This window comes from Paenibacillus sp. BR1-192 (genome assembly GCF_029542445.1).
GTDB classification, from domain to species: Bacteria; Bacillota; Bacilli; order Paenibacillales; family Paenibacillaceae; genus Paenibacillus_AQ; species Paenibacillus_AQ lautus_A.
The window spans coordinates 4,396,718-4,413,084 of record NZ_CP120718.1 but is presented as its reverse complement, the minus strand read 5'-3'; the positions used below and the strand labels follow the sequence as shown (position 1 = coordinate 4,413,084).

The 16,367-nt window shown below is 53.7% G+C and carries 12 protein-coding genes; 7 read left to right on the top strand and 5 right to left on the bottom strand.

The window, feature by feature from the left end; all coding sequences use genetic code 11:
* Positions 1-120 precede the first annotated feature (120 nt).
* Positions 121-1,350 (bottom strand): aminopeptidase, encoded by a 1,230-nt coding sequence (locus P0X86_RS19595; protein WP_277746261.1) that lies wholly within the window; start codon positions 1,348-1,350, stop codon positions 121-123.
* A gap of 39 nt (positions 1,351-1,389) precedes the next feature.
* On the bottom strand, positions 1,390-1,773 hold the full coding sequence (locus tag P0X86_RS19590; protein ID WP_009591074.1) for a MerR family transcriptional regulator: 384 nt from the start codon (positions 1,771-1,773) through the stop codon (positions 1,390-1,392).
* A gap of 207 nt (positions 1,774-1,980) precedes the next feature.
* Between P0X86_RS19590 and P0X86_RS19585 the strand changes: the two genes are divergently transcribed.
* Entirely contained in the window at positions 1,981-3,573 is a 1,593-nt protein-coding gene (locus P0X86_RS19585) for an MDR family MFS transporter (protein WP_192571433.1), read from the top strand.
* A 74-nt stretch (positions 3,574-3,647) separates the two neighbouring features.
* Here the strand turns inward: P0X86_RS19585 and P0X86_RS19580 are convergent, their stop codons facing one another.
* From P0X86_RS19580 to P0X86_RS19570, 3 genes are all read right to left on the bottom strand, one after another.
* Positions 3,648-4,469, bottom strand: coding sequence for a carbohydrate ABC transporter permease (locus tag P0X86_RS19580; protein WP_009591051.1), 822 nt, complete (start codon positions 4,467-4,469; stop codon positions 3,648-3,650).
* Between the two features lie 17 nt (positions 4,470-4,486).
* Complete coding sequence (locus tag P0X86_RS19575) at positions 4,487-5,446, bottom strand: carbohydrate ABC transporter permease (protein WP_015736035.1); 960 nt, start codon at positions 5,444-5,446, stop codon at positions 4,487-4,489.
* Between the two features lie 81 nt (positions 5,447-5,527).
* Positions 5,528-6,784, bottom strand: coding sequence for an extracellular solute-binding protein (locus P0X86_RS19570; RefSeq protein WP_192571434.1), 1,257 nt, complete (start codon positions 6,782-6,784; stop codon positions 5,528-5,530).
* Between the two features lie 481 nt (positions 6,785-7,265).
* On the opposite strand from P0X86_RS19570, the gene P0X86_RS19565 reads away from it, so the two are divergent.
* The 6 genes from P0X86_RS19565 (at position 7,266) to P0X86_RS19540 (ending at position 16,311) form a co-directional block, all read left to right on the top strand.
* A complete protein-coding gene (locus P0X86_RS19565; RefSeq protein ID WP_277746260.1) occupies positions 7,266-7,997 on the top strand; it encodes a metallophosphoesterase family protein in 732 nt (243 codons plus the stop codon).
* Positions 7,998-8,308: 311 nt separating this feature from the next.
* Positions 8,309-9,739 (top strand): SWIM zinc finger family protein, encoded by a 1,431-nt coding sequence (locus P0X86_RS19560; protein WP_277746259.1) that lies wholly within the window; start codon positions 8,309-8,311, stop codon positions 9,737-9,739.
* 27 nt (positions 9,740-9,766) lie between these two features.
* Positions 9,767-11,623 (top strand): HEAT repeat domain-containing protein, encoded by a 1,857-nt coding sequence (locus P0X86_RS19555; RefSeq protein WP_277746258.1) that lies wholly within the window; start codon positions 9,767-9,769, stop codon positions 11,621-11,623.
* Positions 11,624-11,641: 18 nt separating this feature from the next.
* The gene (locus P0X86_RS19550; protein WP_009591055.1) at positions 11,642-12,745 is read left to right on the top strand and encodes an ATP-binding protein; all 1,104 of its coding nucleotides are present in this window, start codon (positions 11,642-11,644) and stop codon (positions 12,743-12,745) included.
* On the top strand, positions 12,742-15,096 hold the full coding sequence (locus P0X86_RS19545) for a DUF5682 family protein (protein ID WP_277746257.1): 2,355 nt from the start codon (positions 12,742-12,744) through the stop codon (positions 15,094-15,096). Before P0X86_RS19550 ends, P0X86_RS19545 begins: the two co-directional genes overlap by 4 nt.
* Before the next feature lie 3 nt (positions 15,097-15,099).
* Positions 15,100-16,311, top strand: a complete 1,212-nt coding sequence (locus P0X86_RS19540) for a VWA domain-containing protein (protein ID WP_277746256.1) — start codon at positions 15,100-15,102, stop codon at positions 16,309-16,311.
* Positions 16,312-16,367 lie beyond the last annotated feature (56 nt).

Sequence of the window (16,367 nt, the reverse complement as noted above, 5' to 3'; positions counted from 1 at the left end):
GCGGACATGGAGCAATTGCTCCAGTGTCCGCCTTTTTTACAGTTGTAGGCTTAAAGGGTTGCCCCTGGTCATATGACGCCAAACGGCACGCTAAGGAACCCCAATTTACCCAAACGAACTTTAGACCCACCGTCCACCGCGGAATACGGGTTCAATCGTACCGTCCGCCAGCACGCCGTCAATGTCCAGTTCAGCGGAACCGATCATGAAATCGACATGCGTCAGACTGACATTGGCTCCGCGAGCCAGCAGTTCTTCCTTGCTCATCTTGGTGCCGCCTTCGATATTCACGGGATAGGCGCTTCCCAGCGCAAAGTGGCAGGAGGCGTTCTCATCGATGCCGGTGTTATAGAAGACTCGGTTTAGCTGCGAGATCGGCGAATCATGCGGCACGAGTGCCATCTCTCCAAGATACGAGGCGCCCTCGTCCGTTTCCAGCAGCGTCGTGAGATGCTCCCGTCCGGATTCGGCTTCATATGCAACAACCTTGCCGTCCTTGAACGTGAGCTTTATGCCTTCCACCAGGCGGCCGTTCAGATTCAGCGGAAGGGTACTGGATACGGTCCCGTTCACGCCCGTGCGATGAGGCATTGTATAGATTTCTTCGGTGGGCATATTCGCTACGAAATACACCCCGGCCTCATTCTCGTCACCGCCGCCGAGCCAAAGGTAACCTTCCGGCATGTCGACGCGCAGATCCGTTCCCGGCGCACGATAGTGGAAACTCTTGTAGCGTTTGGCATTCATGTGGTTCTGGCGCAGCTTCAGTCCGGCGATATGATCCCGCCACGCGGCTACCGGATCTTCGCTGCCTACCCGATTCATCAGGAATACGGCATCCCACATCGCTTGGATGCGCTCTTCTTCGGGGAGGTCCGGGAATACTTTATTGGCCCAGGCTCGGGTAGGCGCCTTAATGAGCGACCAGCTGATTTTATTGTTACGGACGTATACCTGATATTTTTCGTTAGCCATGGCAGCAGCCTTAACGGCTGTAGATACTTTTACCGAATCAATGCCGCGGAACAGCTCGGGATCCGGAACCTTAATGCGCAGAATGGCTCCTCCGCCTTCAGCGAGCTGCTGCATGGCGTCGGCCTGCCACTGCGGATAATAATGGAAGGAGTCTTCCGGTGCCTTCTCATAGCGAATTCGGGTGATTTTTTCGTCTTCCCAGTCGACTTGCACATATTTGGCGCCTGCATCATATGCTTTGGCCACGATGCGGCGTGTCAACTCTACGGTTTCGATTGGAGCATTGACGATCAGCACTTGGCCCGGTTGAACGTTTACGCCAACCTTCACGACCAGCTCCGCGTATTTCTCCAGATTTTTCTCGAAATTGTCCATATGTAGATATCCTCCATTTCAGATGTACACTTCATTCTATCACGTTGCGGAGGGCTGCTGCTGACTCTTCTTTTTGCCAAGGGTCCGGGAGATTTGCCTTTCCAGCAGGTGTTTCAATTCATGGAGCGCTGCAATCTGACTGTCCACGCTGCTTAATTTGTCCTCATAAAAGGAGAGCATTTCCTCGCAATATTCATAATCGTCCGGCGAAGCGACTTCACCGCGAAACAATACGCGAATTTGATCCGTGGTCAAGCCCAGCTTTAAGTACAATTGGATCATTTTGACCCGTTCGATGGCGGACGCGTTAAAATGGCGGTAATCATTATCGAGTCTATCGGCTTCCAGCAGGCCTTTTTGTTCATAATGCCGGATCGAGCGTGCGCTGACCTGGCTGCGCTGCGATAATTCACTGATCTTCATATCACATGACCTCCTTGGCATGAGCTAAGATAAACCGATTATACGCTACCCTGCATGCGAACATAAAGCCATTAGGCTGCTTGAATAAGAGCGTTTGATAAAAAATAACGGAAACGGGGACAAAAGTGTGACAGTCACCTGTCATACTTTTCGATTTACAATGACTGCAGTACTAAGGAAACCTACTTAGAAGGAGTGTATGAGAACTTGAAGACACAAACAGCCAACAACAACAAACTGCCCATCGTGCTTGCCGGCCTGCTGCTCGGCATCTTGATGGCCTCCATGGACAATACGATCGTAGCGACCGCCATGGGAAACATCGTCGGGGAGCTCGGAGGACTTGATCATTTCGTATGGGTGACCTCCGCGTATATGGTTGCCGAGCTTGCGGGGATGCCGATCTTCGGCAAACTGTCCGATATGTATGGACGCAAAAAATTCTTTGTGTTCGGGATGATTGTATTCATGCTGGGCTCCGTGCTGTGCGGTACGGCAAGCTCCATCACGGAGCTGGCGCTGTATCGGGCCGTGCAAGGCGTAGGGGGCGGAGCGCTTATCCCGATTGCATTCGCGATCATGTTCGACACCGTGCCGCTGGAGAAGCGCGGAAAGCTCACCGGTTTGTTCGGAGCCGTCTTTGGATTATCCAGCATTTTCGGGCCGCTCGCCGGCGCTTATATTACAGATCATATTACCTGGCAATGGATATTCTATATTAATTTGCCGATCGGCATCGTGGCCTTCCTGATGGTGACGGTATTCTATAAGGAATCGCATGAACGTTCCAAACAGCCGATCGATTGGAAGGGAGCAACCACGCTCCTTGCGGGCGTGATCTGTTTCATGTTCGCGCTTGAGCTTGGAGGGAAGCAATGGGCATGGGATTCCTGGGTCATCCTGGCTTTGTTTGGCGCTGCCGCCGTCATGCTTGTGCTCTTCGTGCTTGCCGAGAGAAGGGCGGAGGAGCCGATCATCTCGTTTCATTTATTCAAGAATAAACTCTATACCTCAAGCGTGCTGTGCGGCTTGTTTAGCGGAGGATCCTTCATCGTGGCTTCCGTTTACATTCCGATTTTCATTCAAGGCGTGCTCGGCGGAAGCGCCACGAACTCGGGGCTGGTCCTGCTGCCGATGATGGTGGGCTCGGTCGTCACGGCGACGGTCAGCGGTTTTCTGATGAGTAAAATCTCGTATCGCAGCATCATGATCCCGACGCTGATCCTGTTTACGGGAGGGATGGTGCTCGCTTCGACGTTAACCGCGGAATCCAGCAGGTTCATCGTTACCCTGTACATGGTTCTGATCGGGCTTGGCATCGGCGGATCGTTCTCCGTGCTGGGAACGGCGGTCATGCATGGCTTATCCTATAAACAGCGCGGGATGGCGAGCTCGACCTTCAATTTCACGCGGTCGCTTGGAATGACCATTGGCATTACGGTGTTCGGGTTGATCCAGAGCCGATCCTTCACCGGTTCCTTAACATCGGGATCGGACGTGATGAACACCGGTGGGCTTCCTGAAGGATTCGATCTTAAGGATCCTCACATCTTATTGGCACCGGAGACGAGATCATGGATTCCGTCCGACCTGCTCAAGCCGATCTCGGACACGCTCGCTTCCTCCATCGCGGCTACGTTTGCCTGGGCTATCGTTCCTGCAGCGTTAGCGCTTCTGGCAGCAGCCTTAATGGGACGCAAAAAGCTGGATGAAACGGCAGAACTGAAAAGGGAGGAGACAGCCGATTCAGCAGAAGAGGCAGGGACGAAAGAAAATGAACAGCTGGTCATGGTGCCGTAGCGCGTACGTCTTGGACCGGAATATAGAAAGGAGCTGCCTGTCAGGCATAACACCTGGAGGCAGCTCCTTTGCCGTTAACTCTTAATCGCGCCTGCGGCGATATCGGAAATGAATTGCTTGCTGATGAACAAGAACATGACGATCAGCGGGATGACGGCGAGCAGCGTGCCGGCAATGACCATCGAATAGTCGGTGGTATATATTCCGTTTAATGATGATAACGCAACCTGCAAGGTGAACTTGTTCTCATCATTTAGAATGATGAGCGGCCACAGATAGTCGTTCCATACCCCGATGAACGTGAAGGCGGCCAAGAACGATAAAGCGGGCCGCAGAATCGGCAGCGATATGTTCCAATAGAGGCGGAAGAAACCGCAGCCGTCGATTTTACCGGCATCGAGAAGCTCCGAAGGCACCGATTCCTGTGCATACTGCCTGATCCAGAAGATTCCGAAGGCGTTGACCATTCCCGGAATGATCAGGGCCTTGTAGGTGCCCACCCATCCGAATTCTGCCATAATGACAAACGAAGGCACCAAGGATAATTGTGCGGGCGCCATCATGGTGGCAAGCAGCAGCACAAACAGCCATTTTTTGCCCGGGAACTGGAATTTGGCGAACGTGAATCCGGCCAGGGAATCGAAGAATAAGACCAGCAGCGTACAAGCGGAAGCGACGAACAGGGTATTCCAGAAGGCGCCGAAGAAGTCGATGCTGCTCAGCACCCTCGAGACGTTATCCAGCAAGTGCGGACCGAACCATAGTTTCGGAGGAAAGCTGTAGATATCCGAAGTGGTGCGCGTCGCCATCACAAGCAGCCAGTAGAAGGGAAAAATGGATAAGATCAATCCGGCGATCAACCCGATGTGCAGCAGAATGGATTTCCATTTGAACATACGATTCACCCCCATTTTCAGTCATTGGAAGGACTGCCCTGCACCATTTTCCAGTTCACGATGGAAAAGAGGGCGATGAGCAGGAACATGCCCCAGCCGACGGCAGCGCCATATCCGAAATAGTTGTTCACGAAGGCTTCGCGGTACAGGTAGAGGACGATGGTCATCCCGCCGCCGCTTACGCCGCCGTCATTGCCGACCAGCACTTGCGGCTCGGTGAAGATCTGCATGCCGCCGATGGTTGACGTAATGACCGTAAAGAGAATGATGGGCCTTAGATTGGGAATGGTGATTCTGAAAAAGGATTGAATGCCGGTGGCTCCGTCGATCTTGGCTGCCTCGTACAGAACCGTCGGGATGCTCTGCAGCCCGGCAAGATAGATGATGGCGTTATATCCCGCCCATCTCCATATAACCATGACCGAAATGGCTAGCTGAATGCCCCACGTCTTATTCAACCATTCGACGGAGTTGAGGCCGAGCAAGGACAACATATAGTTGAGGAGACCGTAGTTGTTCGAGAAGACCGTGCCGAACACGATGGCAACCGCAACAAGCGAGGTGACGTTGGGCAGGAAATAACCGATGCGAAAGAAGGTGCGGAAACGGACGAACGATGCATTTAGCAGGAAAGCCACGACTAGCGCGATGAACAGCATCGGTATCGTGGAGTAAATCCAGATCAGCAGTGTATTGCCGACGGCTCTCCAAAATTCCGGATCGGTCAGCATGAATTGATAGTTATTGAGACCGTTATAGGTCATCTCGCCGATGCCGTCCCATTTTTGAAAGGACAGGAACATGGAAAAGGCGATCGGGAACAGCCCGAAGATGGCAAATAGAATGTAAAAAGGGGATATCGCCAAATATTCTTTGCGGTGCTTCCAGATCTGTGCAGACAGTCGGTCTTGGGATTTCGGATGCTTGGGAACAGGCTTCTGTTCCACGGGCGTGCGATTCAGCATTGGATTATCCATCGTACTGTACCTCCTGTAGCGGTTGGTATTTAAGTACTCCTAACAATCGGAAAGCCATACCTCGCAAAACAAGAACCTTGGTCAGCGCAGCAGTTCTTTTTTGACCCTGGCCAGCGCGTCGGCCCAGGCTTTATCGGGATTTTTGCCCTGAAGGGCAACCGAGGACAGCTCTCGATTGACAATGCCGTTGACATTCGCGAACTTCCCGCCGAAATAAGCCGGCTTAACGTTTCGTGCAGATTCCGAGAACACCTCGCCGGTCGCCTGATTTCCGAAAAATTCTTCGGGTTCCTTCATGACGGGTGCATCCAGCGCGTCCTTGGCGGAAGGGAAGAGGTTGATCTTCTTAAAGGACTGAACCTGATTTTCCGGGTTCTGAATGTATTTCATGACATCAAATGCTTCCTGCGGATATTTACTTGTCTTCATAATGGCAAGGAAGGAACCGCCGTTGTTGCCGTCACCGCCAGGTGCACGGGCTACCCTCCATTTGCCGGTGGTGTCCGGCGCCGCCTGCATGAGTATTTCCTTCATCCAGACCGCACCGACAAAGGAAGCGACCCGCCCGTTGTTCATGGCGGCATTCCACTCTGAGGAAGAAGTGTTGACGTTGGCGCTCAGCTTCATTTGGGAGGCCTTTACCGCCGTATCCCAGGCCGTTTTCATCGAGGATTCCGCAGACTCGCCGATGAACGTTCCATCCTCGGCAAAATAGATGCGATCGGATTGGGCGTTGATTTGGGTATAAATGTTCGTGATGTTATCGAGCATTTTCACTTTTTGATCAAAATGCTCCTGCAGCTTCTGTCCCGCCTCGAAATATTGAACCCAGGAGCCGAGCTGCTCGTGGACATCTTCCGGTTCGGTCGGAAGTCCGGCTTCCTCGAACAAATCCGCTCTGTAGTATAAAGCCGTTGGCCCCGTATCGATCGGCAGGGCGATCATGGCGCCTTCCGGCGTAACGCCGAGCTTCCATTTCCAATCCAGGAAATCCGGTTCGATTTCTTTGGCGCCAAGCTCATACAGATCGTAGAAGCGATCCGAACTCGTAAACAGCTCCGCCACCCAGTCGTTAAATGCGACGATGTCCGGCCCTCCGGAGCCGGCGGCCAGCGTTGTTTTTAATTTCGATTTGAAGTCGCCTCCGATTTTTTGCGCGTCGATGCGGATACCCGGAAACTCCTTTTCAACAGACTTAATCAGCTCATCGTCCAGGCTTCGGTTCCAATACCAAAGTGTAAGCGTTTTCGTTTTTTCGGTTGAAGCATTTCCCGTACAACCGCTGATGATCAAGACAAGAATCAGTAACCCTAAGCTAACCATCCTGCGTGTATTCACTATCGTCAGCCTCCTAACGTGGTGAAGTCGGTGATGCTTAAATCTTATTCAGTTACCAAGCTTGCGTGAGTAAAAATATATGATTACCTTAATACAATAGACTAAAAATTAAAACGTCCAAAATAAGGATTTGGCACGTTCCGGCGTATAATTGCCTCCTTCCAATGCACGTTATGTACTGCCGATGTAGTTGAAACACGCATCGCGTGCCCGAACGATTCCGGACGGCAATGCATGGAACCGCAAAACCTCCTTCCTTTGACTTTCTTATAGAATAGCTTCAAACTATTTTCATTATAAGTTAATATTGTATGGAAAATGAAGTGCTGGATTGGTAAATCCAAAGACCTGATTTTGGGGCACGGCGTGAATCGCTGAACCGCTTCATCCCTGGCTAAAAAGAGACATAGGATGAATATACGAAAAGCAACACCGCCATAACCATAGCAAACCGAAATAAACGAAGTTTGGAGGCCGGCTGATGGCGCAATTTGCATTAATCTCCGACATACACGGAAATATCCCTGCACTGGAGGCAGTTCTTAGGGATATCCAACGCCGCGGAATAGAAACCATCTATTGCCTGGGCGACTTGATCGGCAAGGGCCCGCACGGCGATGTGGCGGTGGATATGGTACGAACCCATTGCCAGCAGGTCATTAAGGGGAATTGGGACGACTTTATTGGCAATGAGACCGATGATCCGTCGCTGCTATGGCATCAGCATAGACTCGGAAGCGAGAGGCTGCAATATCTTGCCGGCCTCCCTTATGTCATAGAATTCATGATGAGCGGTAAATGGGTCCGGCTGTTTCATGCTTCGCCGCGAAGCGTGTACGAACGGATCCAGCCCTGGGATGACCAGGAGAAGCGGGCTACCTTGTTTCACAGCTCCCCGCTGTGCGGCAGCCCGAGAATCGCGGACGTCGCCGGTTACGGCGATATCCATAATGCCTATCACCAGCATCTGGACGGGAGAACGCTGTTTAATACCGGCAGCGTCGGCAATCCTCTTGAATTGCCCGAGGCGTCTTACGTCATTCTGGAGGGAGTCTATGGAAGCGAAGATCCCGCGCCGTTAAACATTCAATGCATCCGTGTGCCGTATCCGATCGAGCAAGCCGTGCAGGATGCGTTGGAGTCCGGCATGCCCCACCCTGAATCGTATATTCTCGAGATTCGAACAGGGCGGTATCAAGCGCGAAAAGACTAACGGCATCGGAGACAAAAGGGATAAGCGAACGCCGGAGGCGATCTTTAAGTCCGCATTGCGCGCGTTCGTCTACTCCTGGGTGATAGCAAATTTCGAAGAACCGGCTAAGCCGGCTCTTTTTTTATTTTAACGGCAGCATAGTATTACAATATGTTCCATTTAAGGAGGAGGATGATGGATTAAATAGGAATGGGTGTTCTTAAATAGGTCTTTAGAAGGGTAGGGAGCAGGGCGAAGATTCGATATGATTAAACGTAATGGATATTATTGCTGTTTTTGAACGCAGCGATTTGATTTAGGAGGGTATAAGTTTGGTTGAGATTACAGAGACATGGATCGATTCGCAGGCACCGAATAGCGCGGCCATTAAGAACGGGCAAGGTCTGGTAAAAAAAGGACGTTTCTTACAGCTGCATCATTCCGAGGATCAAGCCGTGTTGTTCGGCACCTGTGCCGGCAGCGGAAGTTCCGATTACTTGCCGTCCGCCGATTTTGCGGTGCCGGAGAAGCCGGTCATGCGGTGCACCTGCCCGAGCCGGCAGTTTCCGTGCAAGCATGTGCTTGGACTGCTATATGCTTATGCAGGCGGAGCGTCGTTCACCCCCGCCGAGGTGCCGGAGGATTTGGCCGCCAAGCGGGAGAAGGCGGAGAAGCGGGAAGAGCGCAAGCTCAAAGAAGCAGCCGAAGGAGCAGCACCCAAACCGAAGAAGGTTAACAAATCGGCGTTAAAAAAGAAACTCCATGCGCAGCTGGAAGGCCTGGACGTTCTGGAAAAGCTTATACACTCGTTGATCCGTAACGGACTCGGGACATTGGACAAAAAAGAACATAAGCGGATCCAGGAACATGTGAAGCAGATGGGCAATTATTACTTATCGGGTGCTCAGACGGAACTCCGCCGCCTGGCGCTGGTTCTGTCATCCGAAGACCAGGAGAAAGCTTATACATATGCGGTGGGGCAGCTTGCCGTCATGAACGCAATGATCAAGAAGGGCAGACAGTACCTGACCACAAAACTTGAGGATCCGGATATGAGGCTGGACCACGAGTCGACGATAGAGGAATGGCTGGGGCATGCATGGCAGCTGACCGAGCTGCAGAGCTATGGGTTAGTGAGCGAAGGAGCAGAGCTGGTGCAGCTTTCATTTCTGAGTTATGCCGACGATGCGCTGCTGGAGCATGTGGATACCGGATATTGGATCCAGAAGGACAGCGGCGAAATCCACCGAACGATCCAATACCGTCCTTATAAAGCCGCCAAGCTGATGCGGGAAGAAGACAGCTTCTTTGATAAAGCCCATGTCCCTGTACTGTATCGCTACCCGGGAGATATGAACCGGCGTGTTCGCTTTGAAGAAATGACCTCAAGTCCGGTAACGGAAGAGGATCTGGAATGGATTCGCAACCATGCGGCAGGTTCTTATGCTGAAGCCGTTAAAAAGGTGAAGAACCAGCTCAAGAATCCGCTTAGCGACAGCAACCCCGTCATGCTGCTGCATGTATCCGGGATCGGCCGGAACGCTGAAGGGCAATATGCCATTACGGATGAATCCGGGCAGTCGATCGGGCTGGCCGATGTGTATATGGAACCAACCGTGCCGATGCTGCGGTATTTGCCGGAGGAGAAGCTGAGCGGCGTATCCATGCTGGTTATGTTTGAGCACAACCTTGCGACGGGCCGTCTCTGGGCACAGCCGCTAAGCATCATTACGACGAACGAAATCATCCGGCTATTGTACTAAGCAGGGTAACGAAGGAGGAAAGCGAACATGAGTACGGCATTACTGCAGGAGCTTAACCAAGAGGTTAGGCGTTTATATATCGCCGGCAGCGAGCTCGCGGCAGGCGATTTCCGCCTGAAGCGGCTGCTGCCGCAGTTTCAACAACTGGGAGAACGCGCTCCCGTGTTCAAACGATTGGGCGAAGGAATCCTGGCCTTGATCGAGCCGGATTCCGGGAAGGAAAACCAGTCCGCACAGCTGCTTCAGGATTTAAACCAGCTGCTGAGCTCCGTGCTGCATACGCAAGGAACGACAGCACCCGAGGGAGAACTGTTTCAGGCAGACCATCATCCGGTTTCGCTGTCATCTCATTTATCCTACCGCAAGCTTTCAGCAGTACAGACCGCCCTGACCACGACGGGCAGCGGCCGTTACGAGATCATAGAGGAAGCGTGGAAGGAAGGGGTGTTCCAAGATTTCCGTCTGGTATACCTTGCAATCGAAGCGTTGAATGACCCCTACGTCGAGATTGGCGAGCTCGCGGCCAATGAGATACTGCCGGCGTACGGCCCGGAAATCGTTCCGTTTCTGATGGAAAGCTTTAATCCGGCGGGCGGAAAGCCGGAATCACGCAAGCTGAAGGTGATGGCGGCAGCAGGCGGGAAGGAAGCGCTGGAGCTGATCCGCCAAGCGGCCGAGATCGGTAGCGACGAGGTGCGGTGCATGGCGATCAAATTGCTTGCGCCGTACGAAGAGTTTGAAGCGGATCTGATGGAATGGAGCAGGAGCAAGAAGAAGGTCATCCGCGAGGCGGCCTACGGCGCGCTGGCCGAGAACGGTTCCGATCAAGCCGTGGGGCGGTTGTATGAAGCCGCTCAAGGAAAAGACAAAGAGCTGGTGAATCCTGCCTTAGGCAGATGCCGTTCCGCCCTGTTGACGAATTGGCTTGTACGAGACTTGTCGGCGGAGCTTCAATCGGTTTCCGAATCCCTGGGCGACAAGCAAAAGCTGGAAGAAAGCTGGATCAAGGTGAAACGCTGTTTGTGGGCCCTGCACGACAAACAAAATCCGGAGCTCGAGGAGCTGTACCGGAACGTGCTTCAGCAATATGCCTTATACATCAAGTCTCTGGGATGGACCTATCTGATGAATGAAGCGGTTATCTACATGAATCGCATGGATTCCGGGGAAGCCAGGGAACTGCTGCGCCAAAATGCGGAGAATGATATAGAGCAATATAGACACAGCGGCTCTTATGTCCGCGAGGTATTCCAAAAAGCAACGCGCGTGCTGCCGCCTGAACGCGTATATGAACAATACAAGGACGTTCTGTTGCAAGGCTTCGCCTCGTCGCCGCTCAGCAACGCGGCCAAAGAGCGGAAAAAGCTTTTGGATACCCTATCTGATCTGGTAATCACCAGGCAGTATAAGCCTTATGAGGAAGTAATGCCGTTTGCGGGCAAGGAGAGCTACACGTATTACGTGGAGATGCTCCCGCAAGAGCAGCTGCTGGCGTGCTGGGATGACAGATGGCTGGAGTTGTTGATCGAGCAGGATGAGCTGGCGCTGGTCAGCGCGTTCGCCCGCCGGGGACATCGGAAAGCCGAATCGTATTTGCTGGCAAAGCTGCAGAATTCGCCGGAATTCCGCAACCGGTTTGCCAATCTGATTATTATGGGTCTTGTTCGTACCGGCATAAAGGATGAAGAGCTGTTTGAAGCTGTTGTGGCCGCTCTTGAGGATAAGCGCAATCAGGACTGCTACATGATCGAGCCTTTTACATTCTCGCAGCTGTGCCGGTTGCCTGCAGATTATCATGACCGCGTTCATGCGGTCCTGGGCAACTACAAGGACAACGCCGAGGATCAGCTTCGATATATCCTTCGCAAGATGAAAGAACAATAAATATTAAGGAGTGGAACCATGGGAGCAGGTCAAGAGCAATTGGAAGATATCATGCGTCAGCCCGCGGAAATACTGTTTCGTCATGAGCTGGAAGCGCTGCGCAAGGAGGATACCGGGAAAATTCCTGCCGGATGGCAGATGTCCCCTCAATCCGTACTCAAATTCATCGTTGGCGGCAAGGCCGGCAAGACGGAAATCACGCCTAAATATATCGGAAACCAACGACTGATCGAGATGGCGGTCGCTACCCTGGTAACCGACCGCGCCCTGTTATTGATCGGGGAACCGGGCACGGCCAAATCCTGGCTGTCCGAAAATCTGGCGGCAGCAATCTATGGAAATTCCGGATTGGTCGTACAGGGCACGGCTGGAACAAGCGAGGAACACGTGCGGTATTCCTGGAACTACGCCATGCTGCTTGCCCAAGGCCCTACCCCCGAAGCGCTGGTGCAGAGCCCGATCATGCGGGCGATGGAAGCGGGCGGGATCGCCCGGTTCGAAGAGATTTCCCGCTGCGCCTCGGAGGTACAGGATGCCCTCATCTCCATTTTGTCCGAAAAGACGATATCGGTGCCTGAACTCGGAAAAGAAATGAATGCCCGAAAAGGCTTCTCGATTATCGCTACAGCGAATACGAGAGACCGCGGGGTCAATGAGATGTCGACCGCGCTGAAGCGCCGTTTCAACATCATCGTGCTTCCGGCTCCTGCGGATCTGGAAACCGAAATCGAAATCGTGAAGAAACGGGTGTCGGAGATTGCTTCCTCTTACGATCTTCAGGCTGCTGCTCCTGCAGATGAAGCACTGCTTAAGGTAGTTACCATCTTTCGCGAGCTGCGCAGCGGCATGACCCTGGATAAAAAGGAAAAAGTGAAGTCTCCTGCCGGGGTAATCTCGACGGCTGAAGCGATTTCGCTCCTGACCAACAGCATGGCGCTGGCAGCCAGCTTTGGCAGCGGGGAGCTCACCGACGAGGATTTGGCAGCAGGACTTCAAGGCGCGATCGTGAAGGATGATGATAAGGACCGGCTCGTGTGGAAGGAATATCTCGACAACGTGATGAAAAAGCGCGGTGCCGAGTGGCGGGGCTTATATCAAGCATGTAAGGAGATAAACAAGTGAATGCCGCCGGCATCCATGTTTTTGGCGTTCGGCATTTGTCACCCGCCGGTGCGAAGCATTTAGTAGATTTTCTGGATGAGATCGATCCCACCGCCGTCCTCATTGAAGGACCGTCTGACGCTAGCGGGGAAATCCGGCATCTGGTCCATGCCACGACAAAGCCGCCGGTTGCCATATTGGCATTTACCGAAGAAGTGCCGGTACAAACCGTACTTTGGCCTTTTGCGGTATATTCTCCGGAATATCAGGCGATGAAATGGGCGCAGAAGCATGGAGCCTACGCCGCATTTATCGATCTGCCGTCGTCCTCTGCCGTATGCCTTCAGGAGCTCCGCCGCAGCCCGGTAGGCGGTTCTGGCGGGGAAGAGTCCGAAGCCGGGAAGCCGGGAAGCGTTTCAGGTGCAGCAGAGCCGTCGGATGATAGCCTGCCGGCCGGAAAATCCGTATATGAGCGGATAGCCGAGCTTGCTGGCGAATACGATTACGATATGTACTGGGAGCGGAGTTATGAACATAATTTAAACGCGGGGTCTTACCGGCAATCCATAACGGCTTTTTCCGGGCATATGCGAGAGCTTTCGGAGGAGAGAGAACGGCTTGAGGATACAGTGGAGTACGCCTACAATGCCGTTCGGGAGTCTTACATGCGCCGTCAGATTGTTGAAGCGATTGCGGCGGGGCATGAGCCCGAACGCATTGTAGTCGTCTGCGGGGCATACCATGCCCCTGCCCTTAGCGATTTGTCTAACCCGATGAGCGACGAGGAATTAACTCAGCTGCCTTCCCGGGCAACCAAACTGACCCTGATGCCATACTCTTACTATAAACTGTCGTCTATTTCCGGCTATGGCGCAGGAAATGCGGCTCCCCATTATTTTGAAATGATGTGGGAACGGATGCTGAAGGGCGCGCTTACGGAATTGCCGCATCAGTATTTATCCTTGGTGGCGGGCTCGATGAGAAAGAAAGGGACCCACCGGTCTACGGCAGAAGTGATCGAAGCCGTCCGGCTGGCGGAGTCGCTCGCCGCGCTCCATGGGGGCGGCATCCCCACCTTGCGGGATTTGCGGGATGCGGCCCAGACGCTGCTTGGGCGCGGTGAGCTTGCCGTCGTGGCAGAGGAGCTTGCCCGAACGGATATCGGCACGGCGATCGGCGAGCTGGCCGAAGGCGTCAGCCAGACGCCGATCCAGGACGACCTGAACCGCCAGCTCAAAAGGTTGAAGCTGGAGAAATATAAATCGGTTGTGGCCAACGATGTAATTCTGGATTTGCGCGAAAACCGGAGGGTTGCTTCGAAAGAATCCGCCTATCTGGATTTGAACCGTTCCTTCTTGTTTCACCGCTTGAAGCTGCTGGGGATTGACTTCGTCAGCGCGAGGCCGAGCGGGCAGGAGCAGGCGGCGTGGGCGGAGCACTGGGTTGTGAAATGGACGCCTGAGGTTGAAATCCAGGTCGTGGAGTCCACGCTGCTGGGAGAGACGGTAGAAGTAGCCGCCGCTTATATGCTCCAACAGAAGCTGGCGGACTGCAGCTCGATTGCCGAAGCCTCTTCGCTTATCCGAATCGCCTATGAGTGCGGGATGATTCACCAGATGGAAGCAGGCAGGCAGACCCTGCAGAAGCTGGCTGTGGACAGCCGTGATGTCGTACAGATCGCGGCCGCTTCCCGGTCGTTATCCGTGATGATCCGTTATGGCGGGGTCCGGCGAATGGATACGGAGCCGTTAGTGCCGCTGCTTCAGCAGCTGTTTATGCGCGCTTGCTTGTTTCTGCTTGATGGCAGCCAGTGCAGCGATGAGGTGTCCGGCTCGATGATCACCGCTATGAATGAGCTGAACAGCGTTGCGATGGAGCATGCCGAGCAGGTAGACGAGGAACTTTGGCTGCAAGAGCTTCGGCATTTGTCGGAAAGGGATGATCTCAATGCCCGTCTGTCGGGGTATGCCTGCGCGGTCTTAATGGAGCGGAACGCGATTTCCGCGCAGCAGTGCGCCGAAGAAGTTTCGCGCAGACTCTCCCCCGGCATTCCGGCCGATTTGGGGGCTGGATGGTTCGAGGGCTTATCGATGCGGAACCGTTATGCCCTGCTATCACGGTTAAGCTTGTGGGAGCAGCTGAATGAATACATCCTGTCCCTGGACGATGAGGAGTTCGCGCGCGCCCTTGTTTTTCTGCGCAGGGCGTTCAGCAGCTTCTCTCCCAAGGAAAAGACGATGATAGCCGAGCTGCTTGGCGAACTTTGGGGCGTGAACGCAGAGCAGGCCGCCGAGATTTTGACCGGTGACTTGAAGGAGGAAGAAGCAAAAATGCTGGACGAATTGAATGATTTTGATTTTGAGGATTTTTAGGCTATGAGCAGTATGCAAGAATCCAACCAAGTATCGCGATGGCGGCTCATTCTGGGCCAGTCGGCAGAGCCTCAGCTCGCGGGCTTCAGCCCCGGCGGGAGCATTCAGCTGTCGGAGGAAGAACGCATCATGGACCGCGCGCTTGCTGCAATATACGATAATACGGACGGCGGGACGGATGCAGGCAGCGCGCCCTCGGGACAGCGGGGAGCCGGACAGGGGAAGTCGGCCCCTCGGCTCGCGCAGTGGCTGGGTGACGTCCGCTCCTTTTTTCCGGAAGACGTGGTGTCCATCATCCAGAATGATGCCATGGAACGAAAAGGCTGGAAGCAGCTGCTTTTTGAGCCCGAGGTGCTGGCTACGGTCAAGCCGGATATACAGCTGGTCGGCACGCTGCTGTCCCTGAAGGGGAAAATCCACGAGAAAACGAAGGAAACGGCACGCCAACTGGTGAAGGCGGTTGTGGATGAGCTGGTTCAGCGCCTTCACGAGGATATCCGCCGGGCGGTGACCGGGGCCTTGAACCGCAGGCAGCATACGCCGCTCCCTTCGCTCAGCGGGATCGACTGGAAGCGGACGATACAGCGCAATCTGAAAAACTATGATGCGGACCGCAAACAGATCGTGCCGGAGCGTTTTTACTATTTTGACAGAGCCAAACGGAGCAAAGAATGGACCGTCATCGTGGATATCGACCAAAGCGGTTCCATGGCGGAATCCGTGATCTGGGCTTCGGTTGTAGGATCCATATTTGCCAGCATTCCCTCGCTGGACACCCGCGTGGTGGTTTTCGATACGGAAGTCGTTGATCTGACCGAGCAGTGTGCCCATGACCCGGTGGATATGCTGTTCGGGATCCAGCTCGGAGGCGGGACGGATATTCATAAATCGGTCGCTTATTGCGAGCAGTTTATCGAGGAGCCGAAAAAGACGCTGTTCATCATCATTTCAGACCTCTATGAAGGCGGCAATCAGGCCGGACTGATCCGGCGCATGCGCGAATTGCGGGAAGCGGGGGTCAAGACGATGTGTCTTCTCGCTTTATCCGACGAGGGTAAACCCTTCTATGACGAGCAGGCAGCCAAACAGCTGTCCCGGGACGGCACTCCTTGCTTCGCATGCACTCCTGCGCTTCTTCCGCAGCTGGTGGAGGGCGCCCTCAAAGGGCAGGATTTGGCGGAACTCGCAAAGCGGATTGGCACCAAAGGGATATAAACGCTGAACCAAGGCGGGGGTGCTTTAAACCGCAAATCCGGTTCGCTTGTTAGATG